The organism is Pseudomonas sp. GW822-FHT04C11 (genome assembly GCF_058800905.1).
Window position 1 is genome coordinate 133,870 of record NZ_JBXAMS010000017.1, and the last position, 16,116, is coordinate 149,985.

Sequence of the window (16,116 nt, forward strand, 5' to 3'; positions counted from 1 at the left end):
CTTCAAGCAGATTTTGGAGTGAGGTGCTCAAACAGCGCCTCCACTGTATTAAAGCGCTCTTCCGGGCGCTCCATCGGCACCATGAATTTGAACATCGTGGCGCCTTCGAATTTGTAGCGTTTGGGTTGACCCTGGATCAGCTTGATCAGCACCAGCGGATCGACCGGCGTTTGTGCGCCGAACTCGATACGACCGCCTTGCGGGCCGCCGTCGACTTTCTTGATCCCCAGTTGCTCGGCCTGCAGTTTCAGCAAGGTCATGCGCACCAGGTTCTTGGTCGGTTCCGGCAGCAGGCCGAAGCGGTCGATCATCTCCACTTGCAGGTCCTTGAGGCCATCCTCGTCGGTTGCCGACGCGATGCGTTTGTAGAGGATCAGTCGTGCGTGGACGTCCGGCAGGTAGTCTTCCGGGATCAACGCTGGCAAGCGTAGGTTGATTTCCGGACCGCCACCCAGCGGTTGATCAAGGTTTGGCTGCTCGCCCTTGCGGATGGATTTAACCGCGCGTTCGAGCATTTCCATGTACAGGGTGAAACCGACGGCCTGGATCTGCCCGCTCTGACCGTCGCCCAGCAGTTCGCCGGCGCCACGGATTTCCAGGTCGTTGGTGGCCAGCACGAAGCCTGCACCAAGGTCCTGGGTGTTGGCGATCGCTTCCAGGCGTTTTTCCGCGTCTGGCGTGATCTGTTGACGCGGCGGTGTCAGCAGGTAGGCGTAAGCCTGGTGGTGACTGCGACCGACGCGGCCACGCAATTGATGCAGCTGCGCCAGGCCGAACTTGTCGGCACGCTCGATGATGATGGTGTTGGCGCTCGGCACGTCAATGCCGGTCTCGATGATGGTCGAGGCGATCAGCACATTGAAGCGCTTGTGATAGAAGTCGCTCATCACCTGTTCGAGTTCGCGCTCGCGCATCTGCCCATGACCGATGCCGATCCGTGCTTCCGGCACCAGCTCGGCGAGATCGGCGGCACATTTCTCGATGGTTTTCACATCGTTGTGCAGGTAATAGACCTGGCCGCCACGCAGCAACTCACGGAGCAGGGCCTCTTTGACCGTGCTCTTGTTCTGTTCCATGACAAAGGTGCGCACCGACAAACGTCGCGCTGGTGGCGTGGCGATGATCGACAGATCACGCATGCCCGACACCGCCATGTTCAGCGTGCGCGGAATCGGCGTGGCGGTCAGGGTCAGGATGTCGACTTCGCTGCGCAGGGCCTTGAGCTGTTCCTTCTGACGCACACCAAAGCGGTGTTCTTCGTCGATGATCACCAGCCCGAGGTTTTTGATCTTTACGTCGTCTTGCAGCAGCTTGTGCGTGCCGATGACGATGTCGATCTTGCCTTCGGCGAGGTCGGCAACGGCGGCATTCACTTCCTTGGTCGACTTGAAGCGGCTCATCACTTCCACGGTCACTGGCCAGTCGGCGAAGCGGTCGCGGAAGCTGTTGTAGTGTTGCTGGGCGAGCAGGGTGGTCGGCACCAGAATCGCGACCTGACGGCCGCCGTGCACGGCAATGAATGCCGCACGCATCGCCACTTCGGTCTTGCCGAAACCGACGTCGCCGCAGACCAGTCGGTCCATTGGTCTCGGCGCGAGCATGTCTTCGCGTACCGCGTCGATGGTGGTTTGCTGGTCCGGGGTTTCTTCGAACGGGAAGCCGGCGCTGAAGGTTGCGTAATCGGCTTTCGGATCGGCAAAGGCATAACCTTCGCGAGCCGCGCGGCGAGCATAGATGTCGAGCAGTTCAGCGGCGACGTCACGCACCTGTTCAGCGGCTTTGCGTTTGGCTTTTTGCCAGGTCTCGGAGCCGAGGCGATGCAGCGGCGCCAGTGCGTCGTCGCTGCCGGTGTAGCGAGCGATCAAATGCAGGTTGGCCACCGGCACATAAAGCTTGGCGCCCTCGGCGTATTCGAGGGTCAGGAACTCGGCGGCCTGGTTTTCGATTTCCAGGGTCGCGAGGCCCAGATAACGGCCAACGCCATGATCGATATGCACCACCGGCGCGCCTTCGCGCAACTCGGTGAGGTTTTTGATCACTGCATCGTTATTGGCATCGGCGCGTTTCTCGCGACGACGGCGCTGCATCACTCGCTGACCGAACAACGGACTTTCAGCAATCAATGCCAGGGCTGGATTGTCCAGCACCAGGCCTTCGTCCAGCGGTGCGATGGTGATCGCCAGGCGCTCTTTGCTAGCGACGAAATCCGGCCAGCTGTCGACGGTTTTCGGCCGCAGCTTCAGGCGTTCCAGCAGTTCCAGCAGTACTTCGCGGCGACCGGCCGACTCGGCGGTAAACAGCACGCGCCCGGAAAACCCATCAAGGAAATTCGACAGCGCTTGCAGCGGCTGGTTGGCCTTGGCTTCGATGGCCAGGTTCGGCAACGGTGTAGCGGGAAAACGTTCGCGGCCGACACCGGTTTCGACGTCTTGCTGGCTGGCAACCACGCGCGGCCAGTTCTTGAGACGTGCGAAGCAGTCTTCCACCGGCAGGAACAGCTCGGCCGGCGGCAACAATGGCCGGGATGGATCGACGCGGCGCTCTTCGTAGCGGTTGCGCACGTCGTTCCAGAAATTCTCCGCCGCCTGTTCGATGCCCGGCAGGGAGAACACCTGGGTGTCCTGCGGCAGGTAGTCGAACAGCGTCGAGGTTTCATCGAAGAACAGCGGCAGGTAGTACTCGATACCGGCCGGTGTAATCCCGCTGCTCAGGTCCTGGAAGATCGGGCAGCGGCGGAAATCGACATCGAAGCGCTCGCGAAAGCGTGCCTTGAAGCGGGTCACGGCTTCTTTTTGCAGCGGAAATTCTTTGGCGGGCAGCAGTCGGACCGATTCGACCTTGTCGATGGAGCGCTGGTTTTCCGGGTCGAAGGTACGCAGGGTCTCGATTTCGTCATCGAACAGGTCGATGCGGTAGGGCAGTTTGCTGCCCATCGGGAACAGGTCGATCAGCGCGCCACGTACCGCGAATTCGCCGTGCTCATAAACTGTATCGACGCAGCGGTAACCGCTGGCCTCCAGCCGCGTGCGCATTTGCTCGACGTCGAGCTTCTGGCCGATGTCCAGCACCAGGCTGCTGCCGAGCAGGAACTTGGTGGGAGCCAGGCGATGTAGGGCGGTGGTGATCGGCACTACCAAAACGCCATGGCTCAGCTCGGGCAGCCGATACAGGCTGGCGATGCGCTGGGATATAATGTCCTGGTGCGGCGAGAACAGGTCGTAAGGCAGGGTTTCCCAGTCCGGGAAATGCAGCACCGGCAATTCGGGGGCGAAGAAACTCAGCTCCTGTTCCAGCCGTTCGGCACTTTGGCTGTCGGCGGTCAGTAGCAGGGTAAAGCGCTTGGCAGCGCTGGCGGCCTCGGCAATGGCCAGGCTCAGGGCGGCACCGGGCAGGTTGCCCCAGTGCTGTTTACCTGCCGCGGCAGGGAGAAGCGGTAGACGCAGGACGGGCACGGAAGGTTGAGCTCCAGCGTTGCGACAAAGTCGGTAATTGTAGCGGGCGAAGGTGCCGGCTGTCAGTTGCAGACTACCGCCGACGAAAGGAAAAGCATGTTGCGATAGGCGTGCATTGCTCCGCAGACGACTCGGCGGCATAATGTAGCCCCTTTTTTCAGCCCCTACATGTGGAAGGTTCCCGTGACTCAGAAGCCCGACCAGTGTCTTGGTGAATGGATCGACCGTGAAGCACTCGCAGAAGCGATGATTCCGCTTATCGGTCAGCTTTACCGCAATAACAACGTGGTGAGCTCGATCTATGGCCGCAGCCTGATCAACCAGTCTGTCATCGCGATTCTCAAAGCTCACCGCTTTGCTCGCCATCGTCAGTCCGATGACGCCGAACTGTCCGTTCACGAAACATTCCCGCTGCTCAAAGCGATGAGCGAGCTCAAGCTCGGCGCCGCTTCGGTAGACCTGGGCAAGCTGGCAGTCAAGTTCAAGGCCGAAGGCAAAGGTCGCACGGCCGAGCAGTTCGTCCGTGAAGAACTGGCCGACGTTGTAGGCCAGCAGAACGCTTCCGCACGCAAAGGCACTGACGTTGTACTGTACGGCTTCGGTCGTATCGGCCGTCTGCTGGCGCGCATCCTGATTGAAAAAACCGGCGGTGGCGACGGCCTGCGTCTGCGTGCCATCGTTGTGCGCAAAGGCGCTGAAAACGACCTGATCAAACGCGCCAGCCTGCTGCGTCGCGATTCGGTTCATGGTCCGTTCAACGGCACCATCACCATCGACGAAGCCAACAACACCATCACCGCCAACGGCAACCTGATCCAGGTTATCTACGCGAAGAACCCGACTGAAGTGGACTACACCCAGTACGGCATCAAAGACGCTCTGTTGGTGGACAACACCGGTGTATGGCGTGACGCCGAGGGCCTGGGCCAGCACCTGGCTTGCCCGGGCATCGACCGCGTTGTTCTGACCGCGCCTGGCAAAGGCAAGCTGAAGAACATCGTTCACGGCATCAACCACGGTGAAATCACCGCTGACGACAAGATCGTTTCCGCCGCCTCCTGCACCACCAACGCCATCGTGCCGGTGCTCAAGGCTGTGAACGACAAGTTCGGCATCATCAACGGTCACGTTGAAACGGTTCACTCGTACACCAACGACCAGAACCTGATCGACAACTTCCACAAAGGCGATCGCCGTGGTCGTAGCGCCGCGCTGAACATGGTAATCACCGAGACCGGTGCTGCCACTGCTGCTGCCAAGGCCCTGCCTGAGCTGGCCGGCAAGCTGACCGGTAACGCGATCCGTGTTCCAACGCCGAACGTGTCGATGGCAATCCTCAACCTGAACCTTGAGAAAGCCGCCACCCGTGAAGAGATGAACGAGTACCTGCGCTACATGGCGCTGCACTCCGATCTGCATAAGCAAATCGACTTCGTCAACTCGCAGGAAGTGGTTTCGACCGACTTCGTTGGCTCGCGCCACGCAGGTGTTGTGGACGCTGAAGCAACCATCAGCCAAGACAACCGCGTTGTTCTGTACGTTTGGTACGACAACGAATTCGGTTACAGCTGCCAGGTGGTTCGCGTGATGGAAGACATGGCCGGTGTAAACCCGCCAGCATTCCCGCGCTAAGCCTTAGCCGCACCTGAAAACGCCCCGACTTGTCGGGGCGTTTTTGTTTGTGTGGCTTGCCTGGCTGGCCTACGGAGTCGGCGAAATATTTTGTGATAAATCGCTTCCGGAGCCGTCGCATCAAAGTGATAGGTTTGCCCGCGATCAAAAAGACCTGAGGACCACTTGTATGCGTTTTATCGCAAAGCCTTGCGCAGCATTGCTATTGCTGGCCAGCACCGTCTCTTTCGGCAACCTCGCCATGGCGAATGCCCAGCGGTCGGATATCGACAGCATCGTGCAAGATGCCGCCCAAGCGGTCATGCAGCAGTACAACATTCCCGGCCTGGCCATTGCGGTGACTGCTAATGGCAAGCAGCAGTTCTACAACTTCGGCGTGGCCTCAAAGGAAACACAACAGAAGGTCACGAGCGATACGCTGTTTGAAATCGGCTCCATCAGTAAAACCTTCACGGTCACCCTGGCGACCTACGCTGAGGCCAACGGTCAGCTTTCTCTCACTGACCACCCCGGCAAGTACCTGCCTGAGCTCGCGGGTAGCCCGTTCGATAAAACGACGCTGATCAATCTGGCGACCCATACTGCAGGCGGCTTCCCCTTGCAGGTGCCTGATCAGGTACAGAACAACCAACAGCTGATGGACTACTTCAAGGCGTGGCAACCGACGTATGCGCCGGGTGCTCAAAGAACCTATGCCAACCCCAGCATCGGGGCGCTGGGCATGATCACCGCAATCAGCATGAAGATGCCGTTCGCGGTGGCGCTGGAACAGCGACTCTTCCCGGCGCTCGGAATGCCTAACAGCTTCATCAACATCCCGGCGAGCAAGCTGTCGCTCTATGCTCAGGGTTACAACAAGCAGGATGTCCCGGTCAGGTTGAATTCCGGTGTGCTGGGTGACGAGGCCTACTCGGTAAAAACCAGCTCCACGGACCTGATTCGCTTTGTCGAGGCCAATCTGGGCGTTGCGAAGGTCGAAGCAAAACTCGGTCGCGCACTGATGGAGACGCACACGGGCTATTTCCAGCTAGGTCCAATGACTCAAGACCTGATCTGGGAACAGTACGATTACCCGGTGCAACTGAGTGCGCTGGTTGAAGGCAATGCCGACAAGATGATTTACGACAGTCATGTCGTCACGGCACTGAATCCGCCACTGGCTCCACAGGAGGCGGTCTGGGTCAACAAGACGGGGGCGACCGGCGGGTTCTCTGCTTATGTGGCCTTCGTCCCAGAGAAGAAGTTTGGCATTGTGGTGTTGGCCAACAAGAGCTACCCCAACGAACCCCGGGTGCGCCTGGCGCATCGGATCCTGAGTGAACTGGATTAATCTTCGCTGACGGAGGATTGAGTGGCGGCCGATGTGAACTCTCCAGCGTTGCCGCGCTAAGCCCTGACTGCACATGAAAACGCCCCGACTTGTCGGGGCGTTTTCATGTGCAGCGGTTCATTATAAGGAGCCATTAGACATCATCTATTAAATTGGAAGTGTTTATGCATCATTTGCTATGTCCGGTCAGTGCAGTGTAGTTATATCGTTTTATTCTTGATGTGTGCCAAATCAGAACGCTGTAAAGATCGACAGGTTATCGCTATAAAAATTCAATAATAAAAAAATCCTCAAATAAAATAAGCAGTTGCAGTTGGAAGGTGTTGCTACTTGCTTTACATGGATCCAATACAGGTTGCGTTGAATAATTGACGCCATTTTATTGAATGGTTCGATGCTTGACAGCGACGGGAGCGGAACTTAGTGTCTCCCCCTGACAGCTCCGGCACCGGCCGGGGTTGGGTGACAGCAAATTGCCTGTACTATCGGGAAAATATTCACGGTAACTTTCACAACTTTGGCAGTGCTGCTTTAAAAGTAATGGCGTTTTAATGTGCGTCATGATGGCAACTAATACTCCAAAAAGACAGGGAACTTATTCCTGCTCACATCACACTGAATCTAAATAAACCGTGCGGGCTTTATTGCTGTCCGGGGAGTTGATGATCCGCTTTCGTTGATCCTGCTTAATGTGTTTCGCGGTTGCGTTCTAATCGAGCATGACGGCTGCGCAGTGCTGACATATAGCCGTGTGTGTTCATGGCTTATTGAGAGAATTAAACATGGCAGAAGAACGCTCAAGGTTTTTTTCATGGTCCCTGTTGCCGCGTCTGGTGGGCTTGGGTGTCCTGGTATTTATCATCTGGCTGTTGCTCTCGACGTTGCTGATGCCGCTGCTGTCGACATCGGCGACACGGGCAATTTTGAATGCACCGGTCATTCTGCTGACGACACCCATCGAGGGGGTGGTGAATTCGCTTGAGGTCAAACCCGGCTCGACCTTTACCCAGGGCCAGAAGATTGCGGTGGTTGAAAACCCGCGGGCTAACCAGGAGACGTTGTTGACCCTGCAAACCCGGCGTTTGACCCTGGAGCAGGAGCTATCATCATCGGCCAGCCAGGCCGAGCACGACCAGCAGTATTACGACGAGTTGGAGAAAACCAGCCAGCGCTATCAATCGGCGTTTCATACTCGTCAGCTCTATGCACAACGTGCGCTGAAGGCCGAGAGCACTGCCGCCAGCGCCCGCTTGACGGACGCACAGGAAACCCTCGATCGCAACCTCGAGTTGTTCACTCAAGGGGCGGTCAGTGGCGCGGTCGTCGCCGCCTCGAAAGCCAAGTTGGCCTCGTTGGAGGGGGCGGCAGAGTCCGTCCGTTCACAGCTGCGAATCAATGACGGTGATGTCAATGCCGCCAATAAGCAGGTCTACCTTGACCCTGATCAGTTGCGCATGTTCGACCTCAGCGCGCAGATGACCACCCTGAAACTGAGCCTGGAAAATCAGGCCCGCAACCGCGAAACCTATCAACGCGAACTCGACAATCTCAACCACCTGATCGAAACCGAACAGAACCGGGTCAAGTTGACGGCTGGCTATGAGGTCACGGCGTATTCGTCCGGCACGGTTCAAGAGCTGTTGGCGCCTCAAGGGACAGTGGTACAAGCCGGGTCGACTTTGCTGCGTGCTACCAACTGCAAAGAAAGCTATGTCGTCGCGGTGTTTCCGGAACGCGTGGCCAGCAAGATTGATCACGACAGTGTCCTGACGGTAAGAATCCATGGCCTGGACGAACCGCTCAAGGCCAATGTCGTGCAGTTGTTATCCAGCACTAAGGATATTCGCCCTAACAGCTACAGCGTTCCTTTCCCGTATGCCGAGCAGAACTCGGTGTACGTCGTCGGTACTTTTGCCGATGACCTCACCGACAGCCAGCGCGCCATGACCTGCAATCCAGGGCTGTGGGCCAGCGCCGAGGTATCTCACTGATGAGTCCGCGCAACGTTGTGCAATGGCCGTGGCTGCCGGGCCTGATCGGGGTGATGCTGATGAGCAGCGGCGGATCTGCGCTGGCAGCGCAAGCCAGGCCGCAACTGGCGGCGATGACGTGTGCAGCGCTGGATCACGCGGTGCAATCGCAAGCGGCGGGGCCGGTGTTGCTGGCCAGTTACCCGCCGCTGGACGGTCAGCCGGCGCCAATCCAGGCGTTGCGTGGGGTTGCGTTCACCTACGACAACGCCTTGGCCAGCATCGCCTTGTTTGCCTGTGGTAAAGCCGAGTCGGCGCGACGGATTGCCGATGCGCTGGCCTTCGCCACGACCCACGACCCGGAATATCAGGATGGACGCTTGCGCAACGCCTACGCGGCAGGCCCGGTGGGTTCGTCGTCGATGCGTCTGCCGGGTTATTGGAGCGTAGAGCGCAATGCCTGGAATCAGGACGCCTATCAGGTCAGCAGTGCCACCGGCAATCAGGCCTGGGCCGCGTTGGCGTTGTTGGAGGCGTTGCGCCAGAGCGGTGATTCCTCTTACCTGGAGGCCGCTCGCAAAGTGTTGCAGTGGTCCGGGAAAAACACTTATGACGGACAGGCCCCCGCGGGTTTCAGCGGCGGTTACTACGGGTATTTCCCCAAGCAGATCCAGCAGACCTGGAAGTCCACCGAACATAACGTCGACCTGGCGGCAGCCTGGTCGGCACTCAACACGGCTGCGCCCGACCCGGGCTCGGCGCACCAGGCGCAGATTGCCCGGCAATTCGTGTCGAGTCAGTGGGACGCCGGGGAAGGGCGCTTTCTGATTGGCACCGGGAAGGATGGTCGAACCTCGGACCGCCAGCGTTCAGGACTGGACGCACAGATCTGGCCCTTGATCGCCTTGAGTGATCCTCCTGCGGACTGGCGGCGCGTCTTCACGTTTATCGATCAGGCGCACCGCTCGGGTGCCGGGTATGGCTTCAACCGCGACCCGGACGGTTTATGGACCGAAGGCACCGCGCAAACCGCCGCCGTGGCGAGCTTGAGCGGTATGAAGGAAAAGGCGCAGCCGTTGTGGAATGTGTTGCTGGCCCAACAGGCCGGCAATGGCTGGCTGTTTGCAACGCCCGCACCGCGTATCAGTACCGGGTTGGCGATCGGCCCGGACTCAACAACCAACGACTTTTTCTATTACCACCTGCCTCACTTGGGCGCTACAGCATGGGCCGCGATCGCTGCTACCGGCATCAACCCCTTTACCGGTTTTCAAGAGGCTGACTGACATGCAGGCACTGGACACGCTGCAACTTGTGCAAATCAATTTCTGGACCGTGGTCGCGGTGATTCTGTTTACCTGCCTGACGCGCCGTGATCAATGGGCGGCGCGCGCCGCTTTCGGAGCCATGACCGCGCTGTTGTTGATCAATTACGTGGCCTGGCGGATTCGCGACACCTTGCCCGATGGACATGCAGGATTTGCCTCGGTCTGGGCTTACGCGTTCCTGTTTTTCGAAATGTTGGCGATCGGCTACACGCTGTTTTCGATCATCGTCCTGCTCTGTCGCTCGGATCACCACGCCAGTGCCGATGCCGGGGAGCAACGCTTGCGTGCCCAGGGCCGCTCGGTGCCGGCGGTGGATGTGTTTATCGCCACCTACAACGAAGGCCTGGAGATCCTGGAAAAAACCATCATCGCCGCCCAGGCGATCGACTACCCCAACGTGACCATCTGGGTGCTCGACGATACCCGCCGCGACTGGTTGCGCGACTATTGCGCCGAGGTCGGTGTGCAATACGCCCGACGTCCCGACAATTCCCACGCCAAGGCCGGTAACCTGAACAACGGCCTGCGTCTGTCGGCGGCCAGCAGCAATGCGCCGTACATACTGGTGCTCGACGCCGACTTCGCCCCGCAGCAGCCGATCCTGATGCGCACCCTGGGATTGTTCGACGATCCCAAGGTCGGCCTGGTGCAGACGCCGCAGTTCTACTACAACCCCGATCCGATTCAGCACAACCTCGGTTCATCCAGCTGCTGGGTCGATGAGCAGCGAGTGTTCTTCGACGTCTACCAGCCGGCCAAGGATGGTTGGGATACCGCGTTTTGCGTGGGCACTTCGTTTGTTGTACGGCGTGATCTGATCACTGAAATGGGTGGCTTTCCGACGGGTTCGGTCTGCGAAGACATCTACACCAGCTGCCGTCTGCAGCAAAAAGGCTACGTCACCCGCTGGTTGAATGAACGACTGTCGATCGGTTTGTCCGCCGAGGGGTTGACCGAGTACATCAATCAGCGTGGGCGCTGGTGCCTGGGGACGATCCAGGTCGCGCTGCTCAAAGAGGGCCCCTTGCGCGGTCGTGGCTACTCACTCAATGAACGGCTGCACTTCGTGCATGGCTTGATGCACTGGTTCTCCAAGCCATTCATTCTGATGATGCTGGTGTCGCCGGTGTTGTATTGGTATTTCGGTATTGCCGGGTTCTACGCCCATCCGGCGGATTTCATGGCCTTCGGCATGCCGGCGTTGATTGCATTCTGGGGCTACGGGACGTGGGTCACTGACCGGCGTACCTTGCCGATTTTTACCGAGGTCACCCAAATCGTCGCCTCACTGGCGGTGACGGCGACGATCCTCAGCGCCATGGTCCGGCCGTTCGGGCGACCCTTCAAGGTCACGGCAAAGGGCCTGGATCGTTCACGCACAACGGTCCACTGGAAGTTGTTCGGGTTCTTTTTTGCGCTGACACTGTTCTCGCAAATAGGCGCTTACATCACCATCAGCAACGCGGCTGCGTTCGACGGCAATATGCTGTTCAACCTGTGCTGGACGGTGGTCGCGCTGATCTACAACCTGGCCACCCTGGTGGCGTGTGTTGACCGGCCGCGCCTGCACGGCGAAGAACGCTTTCCTTTCGATAAACCCAGTGGGTTGCGCTTCGCCGGCAAAACCCTGGCGGGCCAACTGGTGGATATATCGCTGAGCGGCGCCTCCATCTCCTGTGCCGTTGCGTCATTGATCAAGCCCGGGCTGCGGGGGCAGGTGTGGATCAATAAGCTCGGCTGGCTGGATATCGAGGTCATGCGTCATCACGGCGAGGACCGTTTGGGCTTGAAGTTCATCGACCTTGACGAAACGCTTCGACGCCGGCTGATCGCGCGGCTGTTCAGCGAGGCGCCGGTCAACGTGGTCGGCAAGGCTGAGCCAGGCTTGGCTTTCGGCACCTTGTTGCGGCGTTCGTTGCTCGGCGAGAAGCGCACGGCACCGCGTTCGCGGCGGCCGGCCAAGGCGCCGTCCTACAGCTCACTGCCTGGATTACGCCCGATCAGCCTCCGTTCGCGTCAGCAAGCACTGCCGCAAATCAGCACCACCCGCTCAGGTCTTTGGGCTTTCCTTCTCACTCCGTTACGAGCCTTGCTCGGCCAACGTTTGTAGGTGCGCCTCATGAACAGACGCTTATCCACCTCATGTTTCATGTCGCTGTTATTGCTCGGCGGTTGTTCTCTGGAACCCAAATACGAGAAACCGGAGGCGCCGATCGATCAGCAATGGCCAGCCAGTTCGGCCAGTGACTGTTGCAGCGCCAAGCAGGCGTTCGACAAGGATTGGCACGGCTTCGTGCTCGATGACCGACTGCGCCAGCTGATCGACCTGGCCTTGAAGAACAATCGCAGCCTGCGTCAGTTCGAGGCGGGCGTCGAGGAGGCGAGGGCAGGGTACGCCGGTGCCGAGTCCGGGCTGTTTCCCTCCATCGGACTCAACACCTACGCCGGCCGCAGCAAGTTTCCGTCACAGGTCAGGACGCAGGGAGGCGGCGTCAGTTCAGGCAGCACGTCCAACACCTTTCAGGCCAGCGGTGGCTTCACGTCTTACGAGTTGGACCTGTTCGGGCGCATCCGCAGTCAGCGAAACGCCGCAGGCGCACGCTTCGAGGCGACCGAGGCGGACTATCAGACGGCTCGCCTGGCGTTGATCGGTGAAGTGGCCAGCACCTGGCTTAGCCTCAAGGCCAATCAGAATCTGCTCGACCTCGCACAAAACACCTACAAGTCCCAGGACCACTACGGTGAGTTGTTGCGCAAGAGCTACAACCTGGGCTCCAGTGCTCAAATCGATGTTCACCAGGCGGATGCGCAAACCAACACGGCGGCGGTTCAGATCAACACGTACCGCATGCAGGTGGCGCAGAACATGAATGCGCTGCAGGTGTTGGTCGGGCAGCCGGTGCCGGTTGGGTTGTTGCCCACTGGCGTGCTGGGTGAGCAGTTGGCAACCGCCGATGTGCCCGCCGGGTTGCCGTCGTCACTGGTTGCGCGGCGGCCCGACATCATGGCCGCCGAAGCCTTGTTGCGAGCTACCAATGCGGACATCGGCGCAGCCCGCAGCGCTTATTTCCCGACCTTTTCGCTGACCTCGGCAGTAGGCGGCCTGACCGGTGACTTTTCGCGATTGTTGAGTGCGCCGGCCGAGTTCTGGTCGGTGGCTCTGGCGGGGTCGTTGACCCTGATCGACGGCGGTGCGCGAAAGGCGCAGGTAGACGCCAGCCATGCGCGGTTCAATGGGCAGACGGCGGCGTATGAAGCCACGGTGCAGAACGCTTTCCGCGAAGCCGCCAATGCCCTCAACGCCCGCCAGGAGATGCTTACCCAGGTCGACTATCAGAAGCGTCTGGTGGCGGATTATCAAGCAGCCTACCGACAATCTCGATTGCGTTTCGAGGCGGGGATGGACAGCTACTTTTCGACGATGGACGCGCAGCGTTCGTTATTCGACGCGCAGCAGAAGTTGACGCAAATGGAGCTGGCGCGGGAGATCAATCAGGTGGACTTGTATAAGGCGCTGGGCGGGGGCTGGAGTCAGTCGGTGAAAATGGCGAACCGATAATCTGTGGTGTTCTGGCGCGACTCTTCGCGGGCAAGCCTTGCTCCTACAGGTTTTGTGTCGGTCACAGATTCAGAATCTGACCGAAATCCTGTAGGAGCATGGCTTGCCAGCGATGCGATTTAGCGGGTGCCGCCGACCACAGCAGCCTGCGCGGTGCGCAGTTCATGCCGGTTGCCACGGAACAGCACCAGCGTTGCGATCAAGCCAAGTACCGCTGCGCCGCTCAACCAGATACCCGGTGCTGCCTTGTTGTCCAGCACGTGGATCAGGTAAGTACAGGCCGCCGGGGTGAAGCCGCCAAAGGTTGCAGTCGCCAGGCTGTAAGCCAGGGAGAAACCGGTGGTGCGGACTTCAATCGGCATGATTTCGGTCAGGGCCACCACCATGGCGCCGTTGTACGAGCCATAGAGGAACGACAACCACAACTCGACGATCAGCAGATGGCTGAAGCTCGGGTTGGCGACCAGCCAGGACAGCGCCGGGTAAGCCGTCAGGATCGCCAGAATGGTCGCCGCCAGCAGCAGCGGTTTACGGCCGATCTTGTCGGACAGCGCACCCATCACCGGCAGCCAGAAGAAGTTCGACAGGCCGATGCACACGGTGACCAGCAACGCGTCGAAGTCCGACAGGTGCAGCTCGGCTTTACCGAACGTCGGGGTGTAGGCGGTGATCAGGTAGAACGACACGGTGGTCATCACCACCAGCGCCATGCCGGCCAGCACGATGCCGAAGTTCTGACTGATCGAGCGGACGATGTCTCTCAGACTTGGGCGATGTTTACGCGCCTGGAATTCAGGGGTTTCTTCCAGCGAACGACGAATGATGAAAATCGCCGGAACGATCATGCAGCCGACCAGGAACGGCACGCGCCATCCCCAATCACCCATTTGCTCGGGGCTCAGCCAGTGGTTGAGGCCCACACCCAGCAAACCGGCAAACACCACCGCTGCTTGTTGGCTGGCGGACTGCCAACTGACGAAAAAGCCCTTACGGCCAGGTGTCGAGATTTCTGCCAGGTAAACCGACACACCGCCCAGTTCCACGCCGGCCGAGAAGCCTTGCAGCAAACGGCCGAACAGCACGATCAGCGGTGCAGCGACACCAAGGGTCGCATAACCCGGCACACAGGCAATCAGCACGGTGCCGGCAGCCATCAGCGCGAGGGTGATGATCAAACCTTTGCGACGGCCGTGACGGTCGATGTAGGCGCCGAGAAAAATTGCACCGAGTGGGCGCATGAGGAAGCCGGCACCGAAGGTGGCCAGTGACAACATCAGGGAAGCGAAAGCACTGTCGGCAGGGAAGAAGGTTTTGGCGATGGCCGTGGCATAGAAGCCGTAGACCATGAAGTCGAACATCTCTAGGAAGTTGCCGCTGACAACGCGAAATATCGCTTTGCCCTTGCCCGTAGTCGAGGCCATTTGATCTTACTCACTTTGGCTGTCTTATTAGAAATCCCTGGTCTTGAAACATCCTTACTGACGGGTCTGGTCTGTGCCGGTGCCTCGAACAGTTTTGTAACGATATGTGTAAGAGGAACGGTAGGCAACCAATAGTTAGCGTGCTGCTTAAACGTTATAGCCATGAGCCAGCCCTCTCCCACAGTTCTATCGCATAATGGCGGGCCTTGGCGTTCTGTCGGGGGGAACTCTTTGGGGAGGAGTGCGCGTTGTTGAACTGGCGATCGGGTGTTTTCTTGGTGCTTGTTGGCGCCTTGTCAGGCTGCGGTAACAGCGACACCCTGGAAAGCTTTGGCGGCCCGACCATGGGCAGCACGTATTCGGTCAAATACATCCGCCATCCGGGGACTCCCGGGCCGGTCGAGGTGCAGAAACAGGTCGAGTCGATTCTGGCCGAGATCGACCGGCAGCTGTCGACCTACCGCAGTGATTCCGACGTCGAGCGATTCAATGGTTTACCGGCCAATAGCTGTCAGCCAATGCCGGCGCCGGTCTTGCAGTTGGTCAAGGTGGGCGAGCAACTGTCAGAGACGAGCGACGGTTCCTACGACCTGACGGTGGAGCCGCTGCTGAACCTTTGGGGGTTCGGCCCACAATCGCGCGATGAAAAAGTCCCAAGCGCCGAAGCCTTGGCTTTGGCCCGACAACGCGTCGGTTATACGCATCTGCGGATTGAAGGCGATCAGCTATGCAAGGATGCGCCGGTCGAGGTGGACTTCGGCAGCATTGGCGCCGGGTACGCCGTCGACAGGATCGCTGCGAAGTTGCAGGAACTGGGTATCGACAGCTTCATCGCCGATGCCACTGGCGAACTCAAGGCCGTTGGCAAGAAACTCGACGGGTCGCCCTGGAAGATTGCACTGGAGGAACCGCGCGATGACCAGCAGGTTGTCGAGCGGGTGATCGCGCTGGACGGCAACGGTGTTTCGACCTCAGGCGACTACCGCAATTACTTCATGCAGGATGGCCGGCGCTATTCCCACACGTTCGATGCCCGAACCGGCGCGCCGATCACTCATACCCTGGCGTCCGTCACGGTGATTAATCCTTCGACGCTGATGGCCGATGGCTTATCGACGCTGTTGCTGATTCTTGGCCCCGAGCGCGGCTGGGACTACGCCGAAAAACATGATATCGGTGCATTTTTTGTGATTCGAACCGATACAGGCTTTGTCACGCGAACCAGTCAGGCTTTTGACCGCCTGAGTGCCGAAAAAGCCAAGTAAATACGGTGTGATGGACACTCACGGTTGGCGTTGTAGTGCAGGCAAAACTAGCCTACGACGCGACCAAGGGTTAATGTGCGCGGCGTTGACGCTTCTATAGACTGTGTCCGGGTTCTCGACTGACCCCAAATTGTTCCTTCATGCCGCAAGACCGGCATG

General features: G+C 59.1%; 9 protein-coding genes. 7 read left to right on the forward strand and 2 right to left on the reverse strand.

Going from position 1 to position 16,116, the window contains the following annotated elements:
- Nucleotides 1–2: 2 nt before the first annotated feature.
- Nucleotides 3–3,452: a transcription-repair coupling factor gene (gene mfd, locus AC1RJ3_RS24080; RefSeq protein WP_493080882.1), complete on the reverse strand. Its 3,450-nt coding sequence runs from the start codon at nucleotides 3,450–3,452 to the stop codon at nucleotides 3–5.
- Between the two features lie 168 nt (nucleotides 3,453–3,620).
- Between mfd and AC1RJ3_RS24085 the strand changes: the two genes are divergently transcribed.
- From AC1RJ3_RS24085 to AC1RJ3_RS24110, 6 genes are all read left to right on the forward strand, one after another.
- Nucleotides 3,621–5,084 (forward strand): glyceraldehyde-3-phosphate dehydrogenase, encoded by a 1,464-nt coding sequence (locus AC1RJ3_RS24085; protein WP_054593180.1) that lies wholly within the window; start codon nucleotides 3,621–3,623, stop codon nucleotides 5,082–5,084.
- 169 nt (nucleotides 5,085–5,253) lie between these two features.
- Complete coding sequence (ampC, locus tag AC1RJ3_RS24090; RefSeq protein WP_347929454.1) at nucleotides 5,254–6,414, forward strand: class C beta-lactamase; 1,161 nt, start codon at nucleotides 5,254–5,256, stop codon at nucleotides 6,412–6,414.
- A gap of 782 nt (nucleotides 6,415–7,196) precedes the next feature.
- Nucleotides 7,197–8,405 (forward strand): HlyD family secretion protein, encoded by a 1,209-nt coding sequence (locus tag AC1RJ3_RS24095; RefSeq protein WP_347929455.1) that lies wholly within the window; start codon nucleotides 7,197–7,199, stop codon nucleotides 8,403–8,405.
- Nucleotides 8,405–9,670: a hypothetical protein gene (locus AC1RJ3_RS24100; RefSeq protein WP_493080885.1), complete on the forward strand. Its 1,266-nt coding sequence runs from the start codon at nucleotides 8,405–8,407 to the stop codon at nucleotides 9,668–9,670. Before AC1RJ3_RS24095 ends, AC1RJ3_RS24100 begins: the two co-directional genes overlap by 1 nt.
- Nucleotide 9,671: 1 nt before the next feature.
- Nucleotides 9,672–11,822 (forward strand): glycosyltransferase family 2 protein, encoded by a 2,151-nt coding sequence (locus AC1RJ3_RS24105; RefSeq protein ID WP_493080887.1) that lies wholly within the window; start codon nucleotides 9,672–9,674, stop codon nucleotides 11,820–11,822.
- A 9-nt stretch (nucleotides 11,823–11,831) separates the two neighbouring features.
- A complete protein-coding gene (locus AC1RJ3_RS24110) occupies nucleotides 11,832–13,271 on the forward strand; it encodes an efflux transporter outer membrane subunit (RefSeq protein ID WP_347929458.1) in 1,440 nt (479 codons plus the stop codon).
- A 119-nt stretch (nucleotides 13,272–13,390) separates the two neighbouring features.
- On the opposite strand, the gene AC1RJ3_RS24115 is transcribed toward AC1RJ3_RS24110, so the two are convergent.
- Nucleotides 13,391–14,692, reverse strand: a complete 1,302-nt coding sequence (locus AC1RJ3_RS24115) for an MFS transporter (RefSeq protein ID WP_054593174.1) — start codon at nucleotides 14,690–14,692, stop codon at nucleotides 13,391–13,393.
- A 278-nt stretch (nucleotides 14,693–14,970) separates the two neighbouring features.
- On the opposite strand from AC1RJ3_RS24115, the gene AC1RJ3_RS24120 reads away from it, so the two are divergent.
- On the forward strand, nucleotides 14,971–15,957 hold the full coding sequence (locus AC1RJ3_RS24120; RefSeq protein ID WP_493080905.1) for an FAD:protein FMN transferase: 987 nt from the start codon (nucleotides 14,971–14,973) through the stop codon (nucleotides 15,955–15,957).
- Nucleotides 15,958–16,116: the final 159 nt, after the last annotated feature.

Excerpts from the sequence above, each read along its gene's own strand:
- AC1RJ3_RS24085 (WP_054593180.1), top strand. The coding sequence starts at position 3,621 with ATGTGGAAGGTTCCCGTGACTCAGAAGCCCGACCAGTGTCTTGGTGAA.
- ampC (WP_347929454.1), top strand. The coding sequence starts at position 5,254 with ATGCGTTTTATCGCAAAGCCTTGCGCAGCATTGCTATTGCTGGCCAGC.
- AC1RJ3_RS24095 (WP_347929455.1), top strand. The coding sequence starts at position 7,197 with ATGGCAGAAGAACGCTCAAGGTTTTTTTCATGGTCCCTGTTGCCGCGT.
- AC1RJ3_RS24100 (WP_493080885.1), top strand. The coding sequence starts at position 8,405 with ATGAGTCCGCGCAACGTTGTGCAATGGCCGTGGCTGCCGGGCCTGATC.
- AC1RJ3_RS24105 (WP_493080887.1), top strand. The coding sequence starts at position 9,672 with ATGCAGGCACTGGACACGCTGCAACTTGTGCAAATCAATTTCTGGACC.
- AC1RJ3_RS24110 (WP_347929458.1), top strand. The coding sequence starts at position 11,832 with ATGAACAGACGCTTATCCACCTCATGTTTCATGTCGCTGTTATTGCTC.
- AC1RJ3_RS24115 (WP_054593174.1), bottom strand. The coding sequence starts at position 14,692 with ATGGCCTCGACTACGGGCAAGGGCAAAGCGATATTTCGCGTTGTCAGC.